We start from the raw sequence: 23,350 nt of genomic DNA, 5'->3' as shown, positions 1-23,350 counted from the left end.
CTATTTATCGCTGAAATAACTTTAAAAGCCCAAATAGTACCATCGACCTATTCACCCCAGGATGTTGCAATGTTTTCACTACATCTACGCACTGTGCGTAACGGGAATAATCTGACGGCTGTTGGCTAGCCATATAATCGCCATGGGCTTTTTGCATGCACCACTGAGACGCTAGCACCGCATTATCTTGCCATTTTTTTGCCAAGCGATGTGCTTGACTGTCGGCATCGCCCGCAAGCAATGCCTGAAAATCATCATTAAACGTGCGAAAGCTAAATTCTTCCTCACCTTTTAAAGCCGCTTCAGCGCGTAACGGCGCGTTACCATACGCTGCTAATAATGCTTCACTGGCATCTTCTACGCCACATTCGCGCAGGTAGTTCAAACTTAACGCTAGAGTAGGTAGCGGCAGCGCGTGCTTTTCACATCGACTCAATATGGTAGGCATTAATTTTGTTATGCTACTGGTAATAAGCACGAGATAGGTATTCGCCGTTGGCTCTTCCAACGTTTTTAGCAGCGCGTTGGCCGCGGCCTCAGTCATCGTATCGGCATTGGGTATAAGCAGCACTTTATTACCACTCATCTGAGCCGTACCACTTAGTTTAGCAATGCCTTCGCGTATTTTATCAACACCTAACTGCTTTTCACTTTCTAAAATATACAGATCGGGATGATTACCCGCTATACGCAACAAGCAAGATGAGCATGTTCCACACGCGCCTTGCTCTGTAGGTGTTTTGCATAGAAGTGCGTTGCCTAACTCTTGTGCCAACCTGTATTTACCGATACCACTTGCACCACTTAGCAATAAAGCGTGATGCAGCTTGTTCGCTAAGTATCGGGAAGTAAATGAATGAAAGACATCATTAAACCAAGGATACATTGGTTACACACCTACCACATAGTTATTGATTAAGGTCTTAACGGCACTGTGAACGCTTTCCATTGGCTGCATAGCATCAACAACTCGAATACTGTCATCGTTATTGGCAAGCGCTAGGTAGCGTTCTCGGGTACGCTCGAAAAATGCGATCCCCGATTGTTCAATTCTATCAAGCTCTCCCCTTCCGCGGGCGCGCTCTAGACCAATAGCAGGCTCAACATCTAGGTAAATGGTCAGATCGGGCTTAAACCCTTTAAGGGCTATATGACTTATTGCGCTCATCGTATCGGGCGATACGCCTCTGCCACCGCCTTGATATGCTTGTGATGACAAGTCGTGCCTATCTCCAACTACCCAAACACCGCTCTCTAACGCTGGATAAATGCGATTTGTTAAAAGCTGAACTCTGGCGGCGTACATCAACAAAAGCTCTGTTTCTTCAGAAACCTGTTCATCCCAGTCGTGTTTTACACAATCTCGAATAGCTTCTGCCATGGGTGTGCCGCCTGGCTCACGTGTTTGCTCAACGGATTTTCCTGCGTTTTTTAAGGCATCCACGATAAGTCCAATGACCGAACTTTTGCCCGCGCCCTCAAGGCCTTCAACGACTATAAACTTTCCATTCATGGTTTCAAAAACATCTCTTTAATTGATTGCTATTCGACGAATAAGTACGGCTATTGTCCGGCCTCTACTAAGTTATTTTTAGCTATTACCTAAACTTAGCGTCGCAATTGGTACTGTCGTACGGCTGCATTATGTTCACTTAACGTATTTGAGAATTGATGACTTCCATCGCCTTTAGCTACAAAATAAAGTGCATCCGTCGTTCTCGGGTTTAACGCCGCGTGGATGGCCGCTTTGCCCGCCATTGCTATAGGGGTCGGCGGAAGGCCTTTTATGACATAGGTGTTATAAGGCGTTCGCGTACGTAAATGCTTACGCGTTATATTACCATCAAATGAAGGTCCAATACCGTAGATTACCGTTGGATCGGTTTGTAGGCGCATGTTCTTGTGTAGTCGATTTACAAAGACACCGGCTATCAGATCCCGCTCCTCTGGTACTGCCGTTTCTTTTTCAATAATGCTGGCCAAAATAAGTGCATCGTAGGGCGTTGCTAGTGGCAAATCTACTTCTCGGGCTTCCCATTCAGAGTTAAGAAAATCAACAAGGGCGATATGTGCCCGGGTCAATATCTCGCTGGCTTTAGTGCCTTTAGTGAAAAAGTAAGTATCAGCAAGATAGAGCCCTTCGGTATTGTCGAGTTTTTCACTCTTACTTACCCCTAATTGAGCTAACGTATTGGTTTGCGACAACAGAATAGACGTCATGTCTGGTGCTAACGCCTCAGCCTTTGATGATGAACTTGCAACGCCCGATAGCGAAGACGCACTGTCATTGGCTGCTTGTTGGCCCAAATCAAATTCAATTTCGCCAATGCCCTTTAGTGTATTGTGCCATTGAGCCAACGTTAACCCTTCAACCAGACTGACAGAAAAGAAGTACTCATCACCTTGTGTGAATATAGTGAAAATATCGGCCAGCGACTGCCCGGGAAGCAACATATAAGTGCCCGATTTAATATCTGTACTGGCGGCAAAGAACTTAAGCCACACTTTGGCAACAGTAGGGCTAATGTCAGTCATTTCTTTATTGCGAAGCTGCTTTATAGTTCTGTACGCGCTGCCCCCTTTTTCGATAGAAAACAGCGTATTCTGCTTTAACTCAAGAGGCGTGGTAACCATGTTAGAGATGTAATAAACGCCTGCTGCAGCGCAGAGCGAGGCTGATACCATCAAAAAAATAATTACGTATAAAACACGTTTCACAATCATGACTCCTGTCTTTTCGATTGATAGCGAAGGGACTCAACACCTATTTTATTACTAAGCTCGTTTTTATACAGGCGTTTAAGCAACAGTGTTTGAAGAGTGTCGATGTTGTTGTGATTCACCGGATATAATGACGTACTACCATCAGCAAAAGTAATACTTTTTATTGGAGCGACCTTCATTAGGGCATTTGTAATAACCACGCAATCTGCCCGCATAACGTCGTTAAGCGTAAACTCTCCTACCTTGTGCGGTACATTTTCTTCATTCAGTGCATTAAGTAAACATTGCCTGACTACACCATTTACACCGCTACCTGTCAGCGAGGGGGTGCACCACGTATTATTAGTGAAAAAGAAAATATTACCTGCACTGCATTCAATAACGTTACCTTGTGTGTCGCACACAAGCGCATCGTCAGCATCGGCTTGGTTAATTTCTCTTTTAATCAGTACTTGCTCTAAACGGTTCATGTGCTTGATGCCGGCTAACGCAGGCTGAATAGCCAATGCTGTTTGCGCACACATTAGGGTAACGCCCGTGGCAGAAAGAGAGTCGTAATGAGTAGGATATGGATGTTGAGTGAATCGAACTAACGGTGGATTTGCTTCATCACGACTGTATCCTCGCCCGGCCTCTCCGCCAGATACATGCACTTTTAATACGTACTTAACTTCTGACTTATCCTGTTGTGGCGGGTTTGATTCTCCCTCTGATAGCGCGTCTTTTCCATCGCCTATCTGTGAGGCTTCTTTTCTTTTTAGACAGGCGCTAGCTTGAAGTGCCTCTATCTTAGACCCTATAGCGCGTTCTAAGATGTGAGTATCAATAGACAGACCAATTGCCGCACAATCGTGGGATAGCCGAGACAGATGAAGAGACAGTAATTCAGGATGGTCGTTTACCACACATAGGGTAGTAAATACGCCGTCACCATAATTAAAAGCCCTGTCGCTTGACGCTATGGGCGTGTCACTGGAAATTATTTTCACTGCCTGCTCGGTATCTCAAGTGCTAATGTTAGTAGTGGGGAGTATACCAAGTTGTTGAGTGCAAACAACAAAGGGTGATACATAAGATGCATCACCCTTTGATTTGTAAAAGCTCAGTGTAAAAGCGCATTATGACAAGGCACTGTAAAAACTCAGCTAAGCCTAACTATGTCGTGTGCTTACAAACGCTTGAAGATTAACGAGCCGTTCGTACCGCCAAAACCAAATGAGTTGCATAACGCATGGTCAGCAGTAAACATTTTTGCTTTATTAGCTACAAAGTCTAAATCGCACCCTTCGCCCGGCTCATCAAGGTTGATGGTGGGTGGCGCCATTTTATCTCTCAACGCTAATATCGTGAAAATGGCCTCTACAGAACCCGCAGCACCTAACAAGTGGCCTGTCATCGATTTAGTAGAACTCACCAATAAATCGTAGGCGTGTTCGTTAAATACTCGCTTAACCGCTGCAACCTCGGCGACATCGCCGGCTGGCGTTGATGTACCGTGAGCATTTACGTATCCAATTTCGGTGGGGTCGATCTTCGCGTCTCGAATTGCGTTTTCCATCGACGTTGCCGCACCTTCACCGTCTGCTGGTGGAGAAGTCATGTGATAAGCGTCGCCACTCATACCAAACCCAACAAGTTCTGCATAAATAGTCGCGCCGCGTGCTTTCGCCGCTTCGTACTCTTCTAGCATTACCACACCAGCACCCTCGCCCATTACAAAGCCATCTCTGTCTTTGTCCCACGGACGACTTGCAGCTTTAGGATCGTCGTTACGAGACGACAACGCGCGAGCAGCAGCGAAACCTGCAATACCTAGCGGCGTAATAGTTGCCTCGGCACCGCCGGCTAACATTGCATCTGCATCGTCATAGGCTATTGTTCTTGCGGCGATACCTATGTTGTGAACCCCTGTGGTACAGGCTGTTACAACATTGATATTAGGCCCTTTCAACCCTTCCATAATGGAAAGAAAGCCAGAAATCATGTTCGTTATCGTGGATGGCACAAAGAAAGGAGATACACGCTTTGGCCCACTGTTGAGCAATTTTGAATGATTTTGTTCAATTTGCTCTAAACCACCAATTCCCGAACCTATTGCTACACCTACGCGGTGAGCATTATCACCAGTAATTGGCAGCCCTGAATCGGCTAGTGCTTGTTTACCCGCTGCAACACCTAACTGGATAAAGCGGTCCATTTTTTTCGTTTCTTTCTTATCGATATAATCCAGGGGATCAAAATCGTTAATTTGGCCTGCGAAACGGGTTGAATAGTTACTACAATCGAAATGAGTGATTTCACCTATGCCGCTCTCGCCTGCGAGCAGTTTGCGCCATGTGTCTTCACTGTTAAGACCCAATGGTGAAAGCATCCCAATACCGGTAACCACTACGCGACGTTTTGTCACAAAAAGTCCTCGCTTTGGAACTAAGGAAGGAGAAACAAAAACGGCTCTAAAAAAGAGCCGTTTCGTAACTTAATAAAGACTTATGCGTCTTTATTTGCATTAATGTAATCAACCGCTGACTGAACAGTAGTGATTTTTTCAGCTTCTTCATCAGGAATTTCAGTATCGAATTCTTCTTCCAAAGCCATTACCAACTCAACAGTGTCAAGTGAATCAGCGCCTAAATCGTCAACGAATGAAGCTTCTGCTTTTACTTCTTCTTCTTTAACGCCAAGCTGTTCAATGATGATTTTCTTAACGCGTTCTTCAATGTTACTCATAATTCTAGGTTTCCCTTAAACGTCACTAGATAACAAAAGTGTCGCTAGTTTATTTTGCTAGGTCGTTCCTTGCAAGCACCAGTGTAAACTAATTTTCTGGTCAAACCAGCGACATTCGAAATTGTTTAAATACTATTTTTACATCCAAGTTTGGGTAAATACCACCCTAAACTCAACAAAATTCGCAAAAATTGCGAATTTACCCCATATACATTCCACCGTTAACGTGGATTGTTTCACCTGTAATATAGGCGGCACCGTCGCTTACTAAAAACGCAACAGTGGAGGCAACTTCATCCGGCGAGCCTAATCGGCTTGCTGGAATATCTTTAAAAATGGCTTCTTTTTGGTCATCAGACAATGACTTTGTCATATCTGTATCGATGAAACCAGGCGCAACAACGTTAATTGTTATGCCTCGTGACGCCACTTCTCTCGCCATAGACTTAGAAAAACCGATTACGCCTGCTTTCGCAGCGGCATAATTAGCTTGGCCAGCGTTACCGGCACTGCCTACAACAGAGCCAATATTGACAATACGGCCAAAGCGTTTCTTCATCATACCGCGAAGTACCGCTTTTGACAGCGTAAATATTGACGTCAAGTTAGTATCAATGATGTCCTGCCACTCGTCGTCTTTCATTCGAAGCAAGAGATTATCACGAGTAATACCCGCATTATTGATAAGAATATCAATGCCGCCGTCGGCGCTACTAATCGCTTTTATGGCTTCATCTACGCTGGCTTTATCGGTTACATTGAGTGCCAAGCCTCTACCGCCAAACGCTTCGAGATACGCCGATATAGCAGCTGCACCATTGTCACTTGTTGCTGTACCGATTACCGTTGCGCCTTGACTAGCAAGTGCAGTAGCAATGGCTTTTCCAATACCTCTGCTCGCACCAGTAACAAGGGCAACTTTACCGTCTAACTGACTCATTGCATTTCCTTATTGTTGTAATGCTTCCACACCCTCGGGTGTATTAACAGCAAGAGACTCAAGGCTCTTGTTAATTCGTTTATTCAAACCGGTAAGCACTTTACCAGGTCCTATTTCTATGACGCGATCAACACCTGCTGCGGCTAAATATTCAACCGTGCGAGTCCATTGAACGGGACAATATAATTGACGCACTAATGCGTTTTTAATTGCCTCACCTTGCGTTTCAATGGTTACATCCACATTGTTTACAATGTTAATGGCTGGTTCTTTTACCAATAGTGAAGTTAATGCGTCTTCTAGTTTGTCTGCAGCTGGGCGCATAAGTTCACAATGTGAAGGCACGCTTACCGCCAAAGGCAAAGCACGTTTTGCACCTGCCTCTTTACACGCATTAGCAGCTTGTTCCGCTGCATTTTTTTCACCGGCAATAACCACTTGCCCAGGAGAATTAAAATTAACTGGAGCAACCACATCACCCGTTGCAATAGCAGATTGCTGACACACGTTAGCGATAGATGAATCATCTAAACCAATAATGGCAAACATTGCACCTGCGCCAGCTGGTACAGCTTCTTGCATATACTTACCACGAGCTTCAACCAGTTTGACCGCGTCGGTAAAGTCCATAGCGCCACCGCACACCAAAGCGGAATACTCACCTAAACTGTGACCGGCAAGATAATCTACCTCTATGCCCTGCTCACGAATAACGCGCCATGTCGCCACGCTTGCGGCTAATAATGCAGGTTGGGTAATGTGAGTCTCGTTAAGTTGACCGTCAGAGTCGTTCTGAACAAGGCTCCAGAGGTCGTAACCTAGTGCGTCAGACGCCTCTTTGAACGTTGCCTCAACCACTGGGTACTGAGCTGCTAACTCTTTTAGCATGCCCACACTCTGAGACCCCTGACCTGGAAATACACAGGCTGTTCTAGTCATTCTTCTTCCTTATTATTGTATAAATCATTAGAAGTGAAAAATGGCGTGGTTTACGTTCGCTTAGTAGCGAACTAACGCAGACGCCCACGCAAAACCGCCACCAAATGCTTCTAATAGCAAATGTTGACCGCGCTGGATTCTACCGTCTCGTATCGCAGTGTCTAACGCTGTAGGAACCGTAGCGGCTGACGTATTGCCGTAATGCTCTAACGTTAGCACCACTTGATCAAGAGACATATTCAGCTTTTTAGCTGTCGCTTTGATAATTCTGAAGTTGGCTTGGTGCGGCACTAACCAATCTAAATCTGTCTTTTCCATACCGTTGGCAGACAGTGTCTGCTCAACAACCTGGGATAATTTGTTCACGGCTACTTTGAACACTTCATTGCCGCGCATTACGCCCCAGTTTTCGTGTACCGACTTTTCGTCGCCCCGAGTTGGGTTGCCCACGTAAAGGAGGTCGCCATATGAACCTGCCGCATGAATATGCGTTGATAAAATTCCAGGCTCGTCGCTTGCTTCAATGATTGTGGCCCCTGCCGCATCACCAAATAAAATGACCATGGTTCTATCAGCGGGGTCAATAAGGCGGCTTAAGCAATCAGTGCCAATAACCAGAATGCGTTTCGCCATACCTGACTTAATATACTGATCGGCCACACTCAATGCGTAGCAATATCCTGCACAGGCTGCTGCAACATCAAAGGCGGGGATGCCGTCTAAATCGAGCATGCGCTGAATTTCGCACGCCGTGCTAGGTAAAGCATAACGACCACTTGTGGTGGCACACACTATCATATCAATGGTTTTAGGATCGATACCCGCCATTTCAATGGCTTTCTTGCTGGCCTCTACACCCATGGTCGCAGCAGTTTCATCTGCACCAATTATGCGACGTTCTTTGATACCTGTGCGATCAGTAATCCACTCGTCACTGGTATCCACCATGACTTCTAAATCTGCGTTTGTGCGCACGTCATTGGGGTAATAACTGCCTGTTCCTATAAAGCGAGAATATTTGCTCAAAGTTGCTCCAACAATACCGTTTCTATCTTTGTTTTTATCTTATCCGGCAAATGCATTTCTGCTTCTTTCATTGCTTGAACAATGGCGTAATAAAAAGCATCTTTTTGTGCATTTCCGTGACTCTTGATAACAATGCCGCGCAATCCTATCAGACTCGCACCATTATACTGGTCGGGGTTCACGCTATTGTAGATAGATTTCAGTAATGGGAAGGCAATTCTAGCTAATAAACGGGTGTATAAATTCTTTTGAGACTGGCGTTTTACTTCATTAATCACTAGCTTAGCCAAACCTTCGCTCGACTTTAGCGCGATGTTACCAGTGAAGCCATCGGTGACTACAACGTCAGCATAGTCGGTGAATATATCATCACCTTCGACATAACCAATGTAATTAATTCCAGGGGCATCTCTAAAAAGCTGATCGGCAGACTTCACTTGTGCGTTGCCTTTTATATCCTCTTCGCCGACATTGAGCAGCGCGACTCTGGGAGATGAAATACCAGAGACTTCTTGAGCCAGCACTGAGCCCATCACTCCGTATTGAAAGAGAATTTCAGGCGTGCAATTAACGTTAGCCCCCAAATCGAGTAGAAAAACATTATGGTTACTCGTGGTTGGCAACATATTGATCAGTGCGGGTCTATCAATGCCTGATAAGGTTTTAAGTAGATAAAAGGAAAGTGTCAGCAAGGCGCCGGTGTTTCCGGCACTTACGCAAGCATTGGCTTGACCGCTTTTAACGCGCTCAAGTGCTCGTCGCATGGAGGAATCTTTTTTATTTCGAAGTGCTGACGTCGGTGCTTCTCCCATTTCAACAACTTGGGAGCAATGAATAATGTCGACGCGGTTGCGTTCTTCAGAGGTAAGGGCTGTGATGCCGCTTTCAATAACTGATTCGTCGCCGCAGAGTGTGAAGCGAATATGGGGATGTAGCTGAATAGCCTTTACGGCTGCAGAAAGAATAACAGGGGGACCATGATCGCCCCCCATGATATCTAACGCGATGGTTAGCTCAGACAAAATGTAGTCGCCGTATTACGCGCCGATTACTTTCTTGCCTTTGTAGTATCCATCAGCAGTCACGTGGTGACGAAGGTGAGTTTCACCCGACGTTGAATCGACGGACAAAGTAGCACCTGTCAACGCATCGTGTGAACGACGCATACCGCGCTTAGAACGCGTTTTACGATTTTTTTGTACTGCCATAACTTACTCCTGGTCTCGCTTAAGTTCTTTCAAAACCGCGAAAGGGTTTTGTCGCTCTTGTTCCGGTTCAATCTTTCCGAATGACATCTCATCTCGCTTTATTGCACATTCCGACTCTGCATGAAGGGGTACAATTGGCAACGATAATAGTAACTCGTCTTCAAATATCTGAAGCAGACTAACTTCTCCGTGGTCGTTGACCTCTACCGGTTCGTAAGCCTCGGGAATGATGTCCTCATTTTCTTGCTCTCCTCCCTGCACTGGAGTAAAACAAAAATCCGAATGAACGGATAAATCAAGTTCACCATTACACCTCTGACAGATAAGTGTAACGTCAGTAGATAGGTGGCCGTGAAAAACAGTAAGACCCTGCTCGTCTTTTCTAAACTGTACTTCTGCGTCCACATACTCACTGCATCGGACAACTGCCCCGCTCAATCGTTCCATATCACTAGCCAAAATAACACCCCGATAATCGGAACGTTTGGTGGCGGTTTTAATCGGTTCAACCGAATGGGGTAATTTCACTTTCTGCATAGGGCGCGCATGATATAGCGTCACCCCGCTTCTGTCAAAGCAAAATTGCGATTTAACTTGGAGGGAAACAGGGTAAACTAACCGACATACCTTTATTAAGGCGTATTGAAGTAGAACGCCGAAAATAAGAGCTCGAAACAGGAATACTCACCATGACTACACTAATTTTAGCCTCGTCTTCTCAATACCGCAAAAAGTTACTGGCTGATATTGGTCTACATGTAGAAACCATGAGGCCAGATATTGATGAAACGCCCAAGCCTCACGAAACCGCCCTTGAACTGAGTAAACGCTTAGCACAAGAAAAAGCGCTAAAAGTAAGCGCACGTGCGAGCAACGATGAGGCCATCGTTATTGGCAGCGACCAAGTCGCTTTTTTAGCCACAGACGACGAACCGGTATTACTTGGTAAACCTTTAAATGTGGCTACCGCTGTTGAACAGCTCAAACGCTGCCAAGGTAAAACTGTGTCTTTTTTTACCGCTATCTGCGTTTATCAAGCAAGTAGCGATACGTTAATAACTGATGTGGAAGAAACACGGGTTCACTTTCGTGAAAACACGACTTCTTTATTACAAGACTATGTTGAAAAAGAACGACCACTAGATTGTGCTGGTAGTTTTAAAAGCGAGGGCATGGGCGTACTTTTATTTAAACGTGTAGAAGGAAGAGACCCAAACAGTCTTATTGGGCTACCCATCATGCTGTTAAACGATATATTGTCTTCCCACTTTAATACCAACTTGCTAAAGCTAGCTACTCGTTAGTATCATCTTGTTGTCGCTGGCTCTTAACCCAAACGCTGTTCAACTAAAAGCCGTTCTAACAGGAGAGCTCACCTATTACGCTACTTACCCAGTAAATAGTGCTGCAACTCTTTAATCGAATGCACAATCACTTTTGGTTGCAGCGCTTCTAAATGAACTTGTGCGTGAACGCCATACGACACACCTATTCTGTCCATGCCAATAGACTTAGCCATTTGCATATCATAGGTGGTATCACCAATCATCACAGCATCGCTGGCAGGAATAGCCAATTCATCGATGAGTTGCAGCAGCATATCAGGTGATGGCTTCGACTCTGCTTCATCTGCAGTGCGTGAGGCAGAGAAAAAGCTCCCCGTGTCCGTTTGTTTCCAAGCTCTGTCCAAACCTCTACGGGCTTTACCTGTGGCGACGGCAAGTGTACAGCCAGATTCTTTAAGCGCATTAAACAGTGCTTCAGCGCCATCGAATAAAGGGCATGGCGTGGTGTCTTTGGCAATAAACGCTTCTTTATAAGCTAACACTAACTGTTCTGCGAGTGCGTCATCGTCAATACCAAAAAGTTGCTTAATAGCTGGCTTAAGGCTGATACCAATAATGTGCCCCACTTCATCACGACTTGGAATTGGCATACTGCATTGCTTTGCTGCAATCTGCATGCAGTTAACAATTTTGTCTGCAGAGTCCATCACGGTGCCATCCCAATCGAAAATAACGAGTTTGTAGCGAGGCGAAATTGAAGGTATTGGCGACGTTTGTGTTTGAGGCGCTGTTGAAATGTCAGACATAAATCGTTACTACTCGTTATTTCGTGTTTAGGGCGTTTAAGGAATCGGTCAGCGCTTTATCAAGGGGTGCGGTAAACGTCATTCTTTCTTCTGTGGCTGGGTGAATAAACGCAATACTTTGGGCATGAAGAAATAATCGGTCTAATCCTTTTTCTCTCATACTGGCATCGAAGTCACTATCGCCATACTTTGGATCGCAAGCAATAGGATGCCCTGCATGCAAACAGTGCACGCGTATCTGGTGCGTTCGACCAGTAATCGGTGAGGCTTCAACCAGCGTTGCCCCAGCAAACTGCTTTAATATTCTGTAACGGGTTTCAGAAGGCTTACCATCATCACTGACGCTGACCATTCGCTCACCTGATTGCAGGGTGTTTTTTCTAAGAGGCGCCTTTACCTTAAATCGATTTGCCGGCCACTCACCTGCGACAAGCGCATTATAACGCTTATCCATTTTGCCTGTACGCAGCTGTTCATGCATATGACGCAGTGCTGAGCGCTTCTTGGCGATGAGCATGCAGCCTGATGTATCGCGATCGAGTCGGTGCACAAGTTCCATAAACTTTGCGTCTGGACGTAATGCTCTTAATCCTTCGATTAGACCAAAACTTAAGCCGCTTCCGCCGTGAACTGCAATACCGGTAGGCTTATTCATGACAATGAGACGATCGTCTTCAAATAAAATGTGCGATTCAAGTGCCGCTATCTTATCAAGTTTGGGTGAGGGTGCTGGCGCGCCCTCAGATACTCTGACAGGCGGTATGCGTATTACGTCGTCAGCTTGAAGTTTATATTCAGGTTTTATCCTACCTTTATTAACGCGTACTTCGCCTTTGCGTAAAATGCGATAAATCATACTCTTTGGCACACCCTTCAATTGAGTGCGTAAAAAGTTGTCGATGCGTTGGCCTGCTAAATCGGCCTCTACCGTTATAAAACGGACTTTTTGGGGAGCTTGTTCTTTCATGCCATTGATTATACCGCAATGCTTCGCCGCCAACATTATGAAAATATCTATTTGCTAAAATTTCTTGTTTTTGACTCTTTTTTGCTCTGAGCTCATCGTTTTATGAAAATATCTCAGTATTAGTTGCTTTTATTCACCGACTTACCTTGCTTAATTTTACTTATTGGTGCGATAATCGTTAGTGGTTTTTACACGAAACAAACGCGAATAATAACCTTGCGCCAACGCGCTCATTTTGCGAACACAACGCGTAAAAACAACATAGACGATATTGAAGCAAAAACGACGACATATTGCGGTCGATGCTTCACGTCGCAAACGAAAAAGCATGAGTTAGATGTCGGTAGTGTCAGTAAAGAAACAAGACATTTCATACCGAACTCGCTAAGAGGCAACGACAACACTGCCGTAGTAAAGCGAAACCGTGCTTGCGAACATAAAATAAGTTTGCCGTTTAGCCAACAGAATTAAATGACAAACAAGCGAGGCTCATTATTTCGCTTGTTAAAATGAAAATTGAAATAAGGGTTTGTCGCTCCCGACATCCTCAAAGCAGCGTGGCCTTAGATAAGGTCAGTCGTTTAGGTAAAATAGACAAGCAAAAACAACGTTTGTAACCTGTAACGCTGACAGAGATGTATTTAGAAAGTGCATAGGCTACCCACTCGGGATAATGCGATGTAACAACAAAGTCCCCGTCCAACCGTGAGGTTGCGCGGTGAGGGTTTGCACATGTCACTTTAATTTTGTGTCTTAACGGCTGTACAAAAACAGAGTTAGATACAATGAAAAGAATGTTAATTAATGCAACTCAACAAGAAGAGTTGCGTGTTGCTCTAGTAGACGGGCAACGCTTGTACGACCTAGATATTGAAAGTCCTGGGCACGAGCAAAAGAAAGCAAATATTTACAAAGGCAAGATAACCCGCGTAGAGCCAAGCTTAGAAGCGGCTTTCGTCGATTATGGCGCTGACCGCCACGGTTTCCTCCCCCTTAAAGAAATAGCCCGCACTTACTTCCCTAAAGGTTACAAGTTTGAAGGCCGCCCTAACATTAAAGATGTTATCAAGGAAGGTCAGGAAGTTATTATACAAATCGATAAAGAAGAGCGTGGCCAAAAAGGCGCTGCGCTGACTACTTTCTTATCGTTAGCAGGCAGTTATTTAGTTCTTATGCCAAACAACCCTCGTGCTGGCGGTATTTCACGTCGTATCGAAGGTGATGAGCGTACAGAACTTAAAGAATCATTAGGCAAATTAGACCTTCCGGATGGAATGGGACTTATTGTGCGCACGGCTGGCGTTGGCAAGTCGTATGAAGAATTAGAGTGGGATTTAAAAGTACTTCTTAAGCACTGGGACGCGATATCTGCAGTGGCCCAAGACCGTGAAGCACCGTTCTTAATTCACCAAGAAAGTAACGTTATTGTTCGCGCTATTCGCGATTACCTACGTCGTGATATCGGTGAAATTCTCATCGACAAAACCAGTATATACGAGCAAGCGCTTCAGCATATCGAACTGGTTCGCCCCGACTTTGCAAACCGCGTAAAACTGTACCGCGGTGAAGTACCGTTGTTTAGCCACTACCAAATAGAAAGCCAGATTGAATCCGCATTCCAAAGAGAAGTGCGCTTACCATCGGGCGGTTCAATTGTTATTGACCCAACAGAAGCGTTAACCTCTATTGATATCAACTCTGCCCGTTCAACAAAAGGCGGAGATATTGAAGAAACGGCACTGAACACAAACCTTGAAGCGGCTGATGAAATTGCTCGCCAGTTGCGTTTACGTGACCTCGGTGGTTTAGTGGTTATCGATTTTATTGATATGACTCCAGTTAGACATCAGCGCGATGTGGAAAACCGCATGAAAGACGCGGTACGAAGCGATAGAGCGCGCGTGCAGTTAGGCCGAATTTCACGCTTTGGTCTTCTTGAAATGTCTCGTCAGCGTTTGCGCCCTTCTCTTGGTGAATCTGCCCATCACGTATGTCCACGTTGTTCAGGTCACGGCACTATTCGTGGTACTGAGTCTCTTGCACTTTCTATCCTTCGCATATTAGAAGAAGAAAGTATTAAAGAGAATACGGGGCAGATTGAAGCGCAGCTACCAGTGTCGGTGGCAACTTACCTGTTAAATGAAAAGCGCAAGTCCATTCAGCTTCTTGAAAAGCGTCACGGTGTTGATTTGCTGCTTATTCCAAACGCAAATTTAGAAACGCCTCATTATCAAGTAGAGCGCCGTCGTCCAGATGATGCCCTGCAAGATGCAAGCTATGAAGTTGAGTTAATGCCTGCTGTTGAAACAGAGAAAGTGACGACGACCACTGCCCCTGTTAAACGTGAAGAGCCCGCACTTAAAGGCCTTGTTGCTCCTACTACGGCAGCGCCTGTTGCTCAGCCTAAAGTTCAGGAACAAACGGCGCAGACAAACGAATCTCCATCATTATTCGCTCGCATTGGTAAGTGGATAAACGATGTATTTGGCGATAGCAACAAGCCTGAAGCTAAGCCAAAGGAAAACCAAGAGAAAGACGAGAAAACGTCGTCTAATTACAAAGGTAAAAACCCGCGTAATACTCGCAATAATGACGACCGTCGTCGTAAGCCTCGTAAAAATACCCGTCGCAATGGTCCAGCTCAAGCAAAAGACGGTGAGCAGGAACAACGCCCACCACGCAGTGATCAAGACGACAAGCGCAATAACCGTGGCCGCAAGCCTCGCAGAGCGCAGCAGCCTCGTGATGAGCAGCAAAAGCCAAATCACGAAAAGCCTCAACAAGACGCGCCTGTTAATGACAATGTGGAACAACAGGACAATCAAGTTGAGAAGAAACGTGAAGTTGCCGAGCGCAGAAAGCGTCGTGATAAGCGTCGCAGCGTTCGAGTGAACAAAGATGACTCCGCAAATGCTAATGCGCAAAGTGCGCCAAAAGCTGAAACTAAACCAGCTGCACCTAAGAAGCCAGAAAGCGCTGAGAAGCAGCCTGAGGAGCAAATTGTTAACACTGCGCCTGTTACTGAAGACGCAGCAGGAAAGCCGTTAGAGAAGCATCACGCTAAGCAAAAAACGGTTATCGGTTCGACGGCAGAAACCTCTGACGCCAACGAGGAAACTCAAGAAGCAGCAGTGATCTCTGAGCTAACTAATGACGAAAACGGCCAAAAACGTGAAAGCAGAGGACGTTCACGTCGCTCTCCTCGTCACGTTCGCGCTGCAGGTCAACGTCGTAAGAAAGAAGCACAGCAAAATGAGGAAGGTACTACCGAGGGTAGTAACGACAATCATAATAATACTGCGCCAGTAAGCGTTGATGAAACGCAGGCTACAAAGCCTGGCGTGCTCGCTTCAGAAGCACAGTCGGATGACATTAAAGCAGCGGTTACCGACACTGCTGAGCAAACAACGTCAACCGCTGAAGAGACTAAGTCGCCTGTTACTGACGCTTCTGTTCAGTCTGAAGAGCTAGCGAAAAAATCAGCGACAGCGCCAAGTGTTGAAGCAGTTCAAGATGAATTGCAATTTGAGGCAGCCCCGCAAGCAGATGAAGCAGCAAAAGCAAGTGGTACTCAAGAAGAAGCACCTGTAAAAGCGGCTCAACAAGATGACGCAGAAACAGCAACACCAAAGCAAGTTGAAATAAACTTAGCAGAGGAAGCTGAGGCCGCTACTGAGACAACTACTGAGCAAGCGTCAACAGAGGCATCAGAAGCGCCTGCAGCTGAGCAGTCTGTGACTGAAGAGAAGCCTGCAGTGGTTGAAGAGCCTTCAGCGGGTAAGGAGCATTCAGCGAATAAAGAGCCTTCAGCGGATAAAGAGCCTTCAGCGCCTTCTAAGCCTGTAGCTGATGAAAAGCCTGTAACGCCTGCAACAGCTAAAAAGGCTGACAAGCCAGCGTCGCCACTAGGTGCTAGCGGAACAGGGAAACGCAGAGCGTCTCACCCAATGACAACCCCTGCGTCTGTTGACGATGAGTTTGTCGATGTGAAGCTTACAGCGAAGTCAGATGATTCTCGCCCCGCTATAACGGTTTGCGGTAAAACTGCAAACATGGCTCAGGTATCAGCGCGAGCATCTGCTCCTGCCACACTGCCAGGCAGCGTAGATTAAGCGTTTGCTAGAACCTTTGAGATAAAACGTCTCTAATAATAAAAGCCGCTGTTTAAAGCGGCTTTTTTATTCCTCTCGTCCTAAAATACGTTATAAAAATAAGGAGCTAAGCGATGAGTCAACCCGTTAACCCACACTTCATATCTTGGCTAGAACAACGTTGTCAGGCAAACGCAATTGAGACATCGCTTATTCAAACACTATGGAGCGGCTATGGCGCCTGCTTTCGCGCAACGCTGCAACCTGCTGGAAACAGTCACCTTGCTGCGCCTTTATCTGCGGTGGTGAAATGCGCGGTGACACCTGTAACTCAAGAACATCCTCGAGGCTGGAACGGTGATGCTGGCCATCACAGAAAGCTACGCTCATTTGCTATAGAAAATAGTTTTTACCAGCACGTTCAACCTTTTACCACCGAACGCTGTAAAACCCCTCGCTGTATCGCAGCCGCGAAGGACGGTGACAGCACGTTATTAGTCATGGAAGACCTTGGAGAGTTAGGTTTTACGCAAACAACCCTCGAACTGTCAGTAGCGCAGGCCGAGGTAGTGCTTACCTGGTTGGCTGAATTTCACAGTCGCTTTATTCACACAAAATCGTACTTTCAAGCTCACAATGTATTGCTTTGGGACACGGGTACCTATTGGCATTTAAAAACCCGTGAAGATGAATACCAAGCCATGACTCCCTGCCAATTAAAAGATAGCGCAAGCAAAATAGACAACGCGCTGAACAACGCTAAATATCAAACCTTGGTGCATGGCGATGCCAAGGTCGCCAACTTTTGTTTTACACCTGATTATCAGTCTTGCGCGGCAGTAGACTTTCAATACGTTGGGTTTGGTGTAGGTGTAAAAGACGTGGCGTATTTTTTAGGGAGCGCGCTAAGTGAAGATGATCAAGTAACGTATTCTGAGCATTGTTTAGAGGTTTATTTTAATGCGCTAGCGCTCGCCTTACATCAGCGCTGCTCAATGGGTTCTCAAGCATACGAATCTGCGCCGCCAGCCGCACTGGAAAAGTCAGAAATACCTCTACTCATCAACGAATGGCGTACACTCTACCCCATCGCTTGTGCTGACTTTCATCGATTTTTAGCAGGGTGGAGTCCACATCATTGGAAGATTGATAAAGCGCTACAGCATCAAACCGCTATCGCGTTATCAATGCTGGAAGGCAGCACTGATTAAGAATTCAGGTTTATTTTAGAATACAATTAATTAGGATATTTGGGATAGCGACATTTGGATTACTGGGTTTATAAGTGACCAATTTACAATAACCTAACGTAATAGTTATAAATACCGGAAGCTTACTGCTCTTATGTACAAACGCAAACTATACCTTTTTGGCCTTCTCTCTACCTTTATTCTATTCATCGCTCTTGCTAGCGCTGCGGTAACTGCACATCTTACGCGAACCAATTTAGAACAAAGTCAGCTGGCTCAGTCCTTATTGTCTGAACATCAGCAGCTTTCCAGTACATCCTACCGACTATTTAAACAACTGACTGACGAACTTATCTTCGGTAAAAGTGCAAACCAAGCAAACGTAAGAAATAAACAGGAAAGAATTGACCAATCTATAGCAAGAATAAAACAATTTGAGCTTGCTCAGCGTGACGCTCTTGGCCTTGACGCAACTCAGGGAAGTGTTGAAGACACTGACGAACTAGAGGCATTGATTGGCAGTATTGTCGACGAATTTCGCGCTATAGCCGCGCGCAATGATAGTTCACCATTAAAAGAGCAAGAAAGACTGCATACGCTGCTTGAAAGCACCATTGATAATCAATTTCGAGAAGCCATTAATACCGCTGTTGTGCGCCAAAGCAGTGTGGTGTCGGGCATTAATTCAAGTATAGACACACTGAATACCAGTATTGTTTGGTTTACCATTATTTTAGGTGCCATTACATGCCCGTTTATCCTATTAGGATGCTATTGGCTATTTAATGCGTTGTATCACCCGCTCACTGTTATTCGAACGGGAACAGACGCTATTGCCTCCGGAAACTATCAATATCGGCTACCAGAAACTCTCGATAGTGAATTTACCGATTTAGTTAAAGCGTTTAATTCTATGATTGTGCGGCTTGGCGCCCATGAAGACAAAGCGTCTGCACACCGAAAGCAACTTGAGTATGAGGTGGAAACACGAACGCGGGCACTGCAGGAGGTCAATAACAAGCTGACGCAACTCGATACTAAACGCCGTCAATTTATGGCGGATGTCAGTCATGAGTTGCGCACCCCTCTCACTATTATCCGAGGAGAAGCGCAGGTAACCCTTCGTCAACAAACCGCTACTGTGGAAATTTACCAAGAAACGCTTAACACCATTTTAGAGCAATCTGTAAAGCTCAGTAAGCTGGTAGACGATCTGCTTTTATTGGCAAGGGCTGAAATGCACGAATTTACCTTAGACGTTGCTCAGTGCACGCTCGAGAGCGAACTTTCTGAACAAGTGACCAAGTGGCAGAAAGTGATAAAAACACGTGACATTACTTTTCAGAGCCAACTTCAACACAATCAGAGCGTTGTGATAGACAAAGAGCGAATCATTCAGGCATTAACCATTTTGATTGAGAATGCAAACAAATATTCCTCGCCTGGCGCACCCATTGTAGTAGCACTAGACGATGATAATAACTGGATACGTATTAATATCATGGATACCAGCGAAGGTATTTCTTCTTCCGACTTGGAGCATATTTTTGAACGCTTTGTTCGCCTTAAGCGACAGGGAGATGGCATGGGTTTAGGTCTTTCAATTGCAAAAGCCATTGCTGAAGCGCATGGCGGAACACTAACGGCAAGCTCAGTGCTATCAAAGGGGTCGGTCTTTACAATATCCTTAAAAAAACCAGCATCGCATTAAGGCTAGCGCCGGCTCTTAGGGCTAACAGCGAACAAACAAGAAAGAGAAGAGACAAGCTATAATGAAAATTTTAATTGCCGACGATGAGGCGCCTCTATTGCGATTTTTATCTCGCGGCCTCACTGCCGAGGGATATCAATGCGTAGAAGAGAGTACGTTACACAATCTAATTACACGAATTCGGCAAGAGTCGCCAAGTATTGCTGTGCTAGATAGAATGTTTGGCGATGAGGACAGTGTTGAGCTTTTACCCACGATAAAGGCCATGCCAAATGCACCAATGGTATTACTACTGACTGCCGTGGATGACGTAAAAGAGCGCGTTAATGGCCTTACTTTAGGTGCTGATGACTATTTATGTAAACCTTTCGACTTTGACGAATTATTAGCGCGTATCACTGCACTAAAACGCAGAGCGGGGTCGGCAACTGTGGACGACAGTTTAACAGTGGGCCCCTTGCAAATTGATAAAGATTCTAGAATTGTGACCTTGTGCGGCGATGAGCTATCACTTACAAAGCTAGAGTATGACACCTTGTATTATTTTGCTGAAAATGCGGAGAAAGTGCTCTCGCGAGAACGGATACTGAGTCGAGTTTGGAAAAGCCATAGCGATCCACTCACTAACGTTGTCGATGTGTATATCAGTCGCCTAAGGCAAAAGCTTAGCGCCAATGACTCAATTTCAATAGAAACATTGCGGGGAAATGGTTATCGGTTAACGGTAAAATAAAACCGCAAATAAAAAAAGCCCAACGAAGGGACAACGTTGGGCATAGTTGTAGCGATAATGGCGGTGTTGTCGTTAACACGGTTTATCATTGGCACACACATCAAATCCTTAACCCAAGATATTCCGCCGACATCCCTGATGTCCTTTAAGCATCAGGGCAACTGCACTTGCTACCCTTTGTATCCTAGAGAAAAATTATAACGAAACCTTTTACGCTTCATTAAAAATAGATGAATAGAAGATTAAAATGCGAATCTTATGCGTCCCATTACCATTCGCGGTGGAATAAACTGAAAGCCTGTTTCGTTAACGCCAAACACGTCGGTCATTGATGAGTTAACGCCGTCCTGGTCAGTAATGTTGTAAACCATAAGATCGGCTCCCCAACTTTCATCCGGCGAGTCGTATGACAAATTGGCGTTAAACAGATTGTATGCATCGACGTCATCTACCTCTGGATTGTTAAACACGCGTTGTTCGAAGTCTCCCCTGTGCGTATATTGTAAACTCGTCACAATGTACGCCCCGCTTGAGAGTTGATTTTCATACGCTAAGGTTATGTCTGCCGTTAAGCCCGGTGTTTTCGCTAACTCATTGCCATTTAAATTTTGTAGAAATCCGGCAACATCTCGCGTAGCGCCGTGGATCTCTTCTTTCGCCGGCGTGACTCCATCAGCTAAAAACACGTTTTCAATTAATAATCGATTGTCTAATGCTAAATAATCAGCGGACACTTCTGATTCAGTTACACCGAGTTTTACATCAAGACTAAAGTGATCGCCAAGCAGTGCGGTCATTTCAAATTCTAAACCATATATCTCTGACTTAGGAATATTCGAAACGCCACTGCCGAACTCATTAAAATCTGAGGCTTGAAACTGTAAATTAGTATAATCATAGTAAAATGCTGCTACGTTCGTACGAACTAAATTATCAAGTAAATCAGCTTTATATCCGACTTCATACGCATTAATCGTCTCATCTTCAAAAGCTTCTCGAACTAACGCATCGACGCCCTCTGAAAAGGTTAAGTTACTTCCTCCTGGCTTAAGTCCTCGTGTGTAAGACGCATAGGCCATTGTGCTAGTAGCAAGGTCCCACTCAAGTGCAATTCGTCCCGTTAAATCTGACGTTTTCGGATTAATAAATGAAGGAGTCGGGCTGAAGAAGTTAGAAACGGTACTTTCAACTTCATCATCTGTGTATCGTAAGCCTGTGATAAGACGCACTGATTCGCTAAATGGATAGGTTGTTTGTCCGTAAAACGACAGCGACTTTCGCTTTGGATTTGAATCTGAAATAAACCCTCTATCGCCGCCAAAAACTTCAGGAAATGTTGTTTCATACCCATCTAGAAAGCCATCTCGTCCCACATCAAGCTCTTCGCGAATCGTAATTTCAATATCTGTGTCAAGATAAAACATTCCCACAAGCCAGTCCAACTTACCAAATAATGGTTCGTTGGAAATGATATTTAACTCTTGGGTAAATGTGGTTTGAATATTAATCTCTGGATTAAACTGGCTAATTTGAATTTCAGGGTTGGTCAAAAATGAATGACGGTCATTGTCTCGAATAACGGTTATGTCATCTTTTTGATAACTACTTAACGACTTAATGACCGCGAAGTCTGCGTTCCACTCAGCAATAAGGCCAATCACCTGTGAATCCAGTTCGTAAAATGATTCCGTATCTTGAGACAGGTTTCGCGCGCCTGGCGTAGGATCATCAATGCCCTTTATACCCGCGCCATTAGATTCTCCAGAAAAAAGTTGAGCTAAAAGACGGACACTTAAATCGTCAGTCACAGCAAAACGCCAGTCTGTTCTAAATGAAAGGTTATCAATGTTATCCAAATCTTCACCAATAAATGTTTCATCTCGCTCAGTGACACTCGGGCCGTTGTATACGTTTTGTGTGTAGCCATCTTGTTTGACCACACTAACAGACGTTCGCGTTGCTATACTATCACTCACTGGAACGTTAAGCGTGCCGCGGAACTTTCTCAGATTAAAGTTACCAATTGTGATATCCGCTTTGCCGGCAAACTCATCAAAAACGGGCAGTGTATTAATCACATTGATTGCACCACCGGTTGAATTTTGACCAAAAAGTGTTCCCTGAGGCCCCCGCAACACCTCTATCCGTTCGATATCGATAAAATCAGTTTGCAGAGCATATGGTGACGCAATATAGATCCCGTCCATGTGATATGAAACAGATGGATTTGCAGTGGCATTTTGGTTTGCTTCATTACCCACACCGCGAATCGAAATAATTGATTTAAAGCCTTCGTTTTTCGCTACTGTGACGCCTGGAGCAACTGCACTTAAATCGACAAAAGAAGAAATATATTTTTTATCTAGCTCATTTGAAGAAATAGCGGTAACAGCTTGAGAAACCTCTTGTAAACTCTCGCTGCGCTTCTCAGCTGTCACCGTAATGTTTTCAATAGCGCGTTCGAGAGACTTTTTATCGCTTTCTTTCGATTGTTGCGCAAAAACATGTTGGCAGGCTAATCCCGACATGATGAGAGCAGTTGCTATTGTCTTTACACTACCGTTTTTTTTATTCATTACTTTTCCCTAAAATAAATGAACATCGAATTATTCGAGATGCGCTATCGTCACGATTCTTATAAAAGATGAAGATTTTTGTTTTTCATTTACGGGAAACAGCAGAAAGGATGCCAATTTACTGACCAATTGGACAACAACCGTGCAGAGAATGTAAAAAGCTGAATTAAAATAACTTTTTGAGCTTTGTCAAAAACGTCAAGCCGTCAATCATTGAACTTTATGACACAGCTTTGCATTTGAAAGGTGCATGAAAACGTAAGATGCACTATTAAAGTTCGGATTATAGTCGGTCGTTGAAAGACCTTATTAGCACTGTGGCGTAACCTTTATACCACCGAGCGTAGAAAAAATAGAAATCGAAATGTTAACGCAAGATTTGATCTCGATTGGTGAGGTAATAAAATAAAGGGTTGCAGGCACTTT

20 protein-coding genes are annotated in these 23,350 nt (G+C 44.8%); 5 read left to right on the top strand and 15 right to left on the bottom strand.

The window, feature by feature from the left end:
• Positions 1–4: 4 nt before the first annotated feature.
• The 12 genes from JV36_RS0109520 to yceD form a co-directional block, all read right to left on the bottom strand.
• Complete coding sequence (locus JV36_RS0109520; protein WP_032095804.1) at positions 5–886, bottom strand: DNA polymerase III subunit; 882 nt, start codon at positions 884–886, stop codon at positions 5–7.
• A 3-nt stretch (positions 887–889) separates the two neighbouring features.
• A complete protein-coding gene (gene tmk, locus JV36_RS0109515) occupies positions 890–1,513 on the bottom strand; it encodes a dTMP kinase (RefSeq protein WP_032095803.1) in 624 nt (207 codons plus the stop codon).
• Between the two features lie 95 nt (positions 1,514–1,608).
• On the bottom strand, positions 1,609–2,718 hold the full coding sequence (gene mltG, locus JV36_RS0109510; RefSeq protein WP_052010146.1) for an endolytic transglycosylase MltG: 1,110 nt from the start codon (positions 2,716–2,718) through the stop codon (positions 1,609–1,611).
• A gap of 2 nt (positions 2,719–2,720) precedes the next feature.
• The gene (gene pabC, locus JV36_RS0109505) at positions 2,721–3,713 is read right to left on the bottom strand and encodes an aminodeoxychorismate lyase (protein WP_081926586.1); all 993 of its coding nucleotides are present in this window, start codon (positions 3,711–3,713) and stop codon (positions 2,721–2,723) included.
• 179 nt (positions 3,714–3,892) lie between these two features.
• Positions 3,893–5,131 carry a beta-ketoacyl-ACP synthase II gene (fabF, locus tag JV36_RS0109500; RefSeq protein ID WP_032095801.1) on the bottom strand — a complete coding sequence of 413 codons (1,239 nt, stop codon included), beginning with the start codon at positions 5,129–5,131 and terminating at the stop codon, positions 3,893–3,895.
• Positions 5,132–5,211: 80 nt separating this feature from the next.
• Positions 5,212–5,451 (bottom strand): acyl carrier protein, encoded by a 240-nt coding sequence (gene acpP, locus JV36_RS0109495; RefSeq protein WP_032095800.1) that lies wholly within the window; start codon positions 5,449–5,451, stop codon positions 5,212–5,214.
• Positions 5,452–5,650: 199 nt separating this feature from the next.
• A complete protein-coding gene (gene fabG, locus JV36_RS0109490; RefSeq protein ID WP_032095799.1) occupies positions 5,651–6,391 on the bottom strand; it encodes a 3-oxoacyl-ACP reductase FabG in 741 nt (246 codons plus the stop codon).
• 9 nt (positions 6,392–6,400) lie between these two features.
• Positions 6,401–7,330, bottom strand: coding sequence for an ACP S-malonyltransferase (fabD, locus tag JV36_RS0109485; RefSeq protein ID WP_032095798.1), 930 nt, complete (start codon positions 7,328–7,330; stop codon positions 6,401–6,403).
• Between the two features lie 60 nt (positions 7,331–7,390).
• Positions 7,391–8,356, bottom strand: a complete 966-nt coding sequence (locus JV36_RS0109480) for a beta-ketoacyl-ACP synthase III (RefSeq protein ID WP_032095797.1) — start codon at positions 8,354–8,356, stop codon at positions 7,391–7,393.
• Positions 8,353–9,378, bottom strand: coding sequence for a phosphate acyltransferase PlsX (gene plsX / locus JV36_RS0109475; RefSeq protein ID WP_032095796.1), 1,026 nt, complete (start codon positions 9,376–9,378; stop codon positions 8,353–8,355). The genes JV36_RS0109480 and plsX overlap by 4 nt, the downstream gene beginning before the upstream one ends.
• A 15-nt stretch (positions 9,379–9,393) precedes the next feature.
• On the bottom strand, positions 9,394–9,564 hold the full coding sequence (gene rpmF, locus JV36_RS0109470) for a 50S ribosomal protein L32 (RefSeq protein WP_032095795.1): 171 nt from the start codon (positions 9,562–9,564) through the stop codon (positions 9,394–9,396).
• A 3-nt stretch (positions 9,565–9,567) separates the two neighbouring features.
• Positions 9,568–10,101: a 23S rRNA accumulation protein YceD gene (gene yceD / locus JV36_RS0109465; RefSeq protein WP_032095794.1), complete on the bottom strand. Its 534-nt coding sequence runs from the start codon at positions 10,099–10,101 to the stop codon at positions 9,568–9,570.
• Between the two features lie 152 nt (positions 10,102–10,253).
• Here yceD and JV36_RS0109460 point away from each other — a divergent pair, with 152 nt between their 5' ends.
• Positions 10,254–10,868, top strand: coding sequence for a Maf family protein (locus JV36_RS0109460; protein ID WP_032095793.1), 615 nt, complete (start codon positions 10,254–10,256; stop codon positions 10,866–10,868).
• An 80-nt stretch (positions 10,869–10,948) separates the two neighbouring features.
• Here the strand turns inward: JV36_RS0109460 and JV36_RS0109455 are convergent, their stop codons facing one another.
• A complete protein-coding gene (locus JV36_RS0109455; RefSeq protein WP_032095792.1) occupies positions 10,949–11,656 on the bottom strand; it encodes an HAD family hydrolase in 708 nt (235 codons plus the stop codon).
• A gap of 16 nt (positions 11,657–11,672) precedes the next feature.
• The gene (gene rluC / locus JV36_RS0109450; RefSeq protein ID WP_032095878.1) at positions 11,673–12,623 is read right to left on the bottom strand and encodes a 23S rRNA pseudouridine(955/2504/2580) synthase RluC; all 951 of its coding nucleotides are present in this window, start codon (positions 12,621–12,623) and stop codon (positions 11,673–11,675) included.
• A gap of 785 nt (positions 12,624–13,408) precedes the next feature.
• Between rluC and rne the strand changes: the two genes are divergently transcribed.
• From rne to JV36_RS0109430, 4 genes are all read left to right on the top strand, one after another.
• Positions 13,409–16,735: a ribonuclease E gene (rne, locus tag JV36_RS0109445; RefSeq protein ID WP_200883147.1), complete on the top strand. Its 3,327-nt coding sequence runs from the start codon at positions 13,409–13,411 to the stop codon at positions 16,733–16,735.
• A 113-nt stretch (positions 16,736–16,848) separates the two neighbouring features.
• Positions 16,849–17,925 (top strand): phosphotransferase, encoded by a 1,077-nt coding sequence (locus tag JV36_RS0109440; RefSeq protein ID WP_032095791.1) that lies wholly within the window; start codon positions 16,849–16,851, stop codon positions 17,923–17,925.
• Positions 17,926–18,058: 133 nt separating this feature from the next.
• The gene (locus JV36_RS0109435; RefSeq protein WP_032095790.1) at positions 18,059–19,615 is read left to right on the top strand and encodes a sensor histidine kinase; all 1,557 of its coding nucleotides are present in this window, start codon (positions 18,059–18,061) and stop codon (positions 19,613–19,615) included.
• Positions 19,616–19,676: 61 nt separating this feature from the next.
• Positions 19,677–20,348, top strand: coding sequence for a response regulator transcription factor (locus JV36_RS0109430; protein ID WP_032095789.1), 672 nt, complete (start codon positions 19,677–19,679; stop codon positions 20,346–20,348).
• A gap of 242 nt (positions 20,349–20,590) precedes the next feature.
• On the opposite strand, the gene JV36_RS0109425 is transcribed toward JV36_RS0109430, so the two are convergent.
• Positions 20,591–22,924: a TonB-dependent receptor gene (locus tag JV36_RS0109425; protein ID WP_032095788.1), complete on the bottom strand. Its 2,334-nt coding sequence runs from the start codon at positions 22,922–22,924 to the stop codon at positions 20,591–20,593.
• Between the last annotated feature and the right edge of the window lie 426 nt (positions 22,925–23,350).

This window comes from Alteromonas sp. LOR, assembly GCF_000753865.1.
Classification (GTDB): domain Bacteria; phylum Pseudomonadota; class Gammaproteobacteria; order Enterobacterales; family Alteromonadaceae; genus Alteromonas.
Note: the sequence above shows the minus strand (reverse complement) of the source record. Positions and strands in the feature narration are given on the sequence as shown.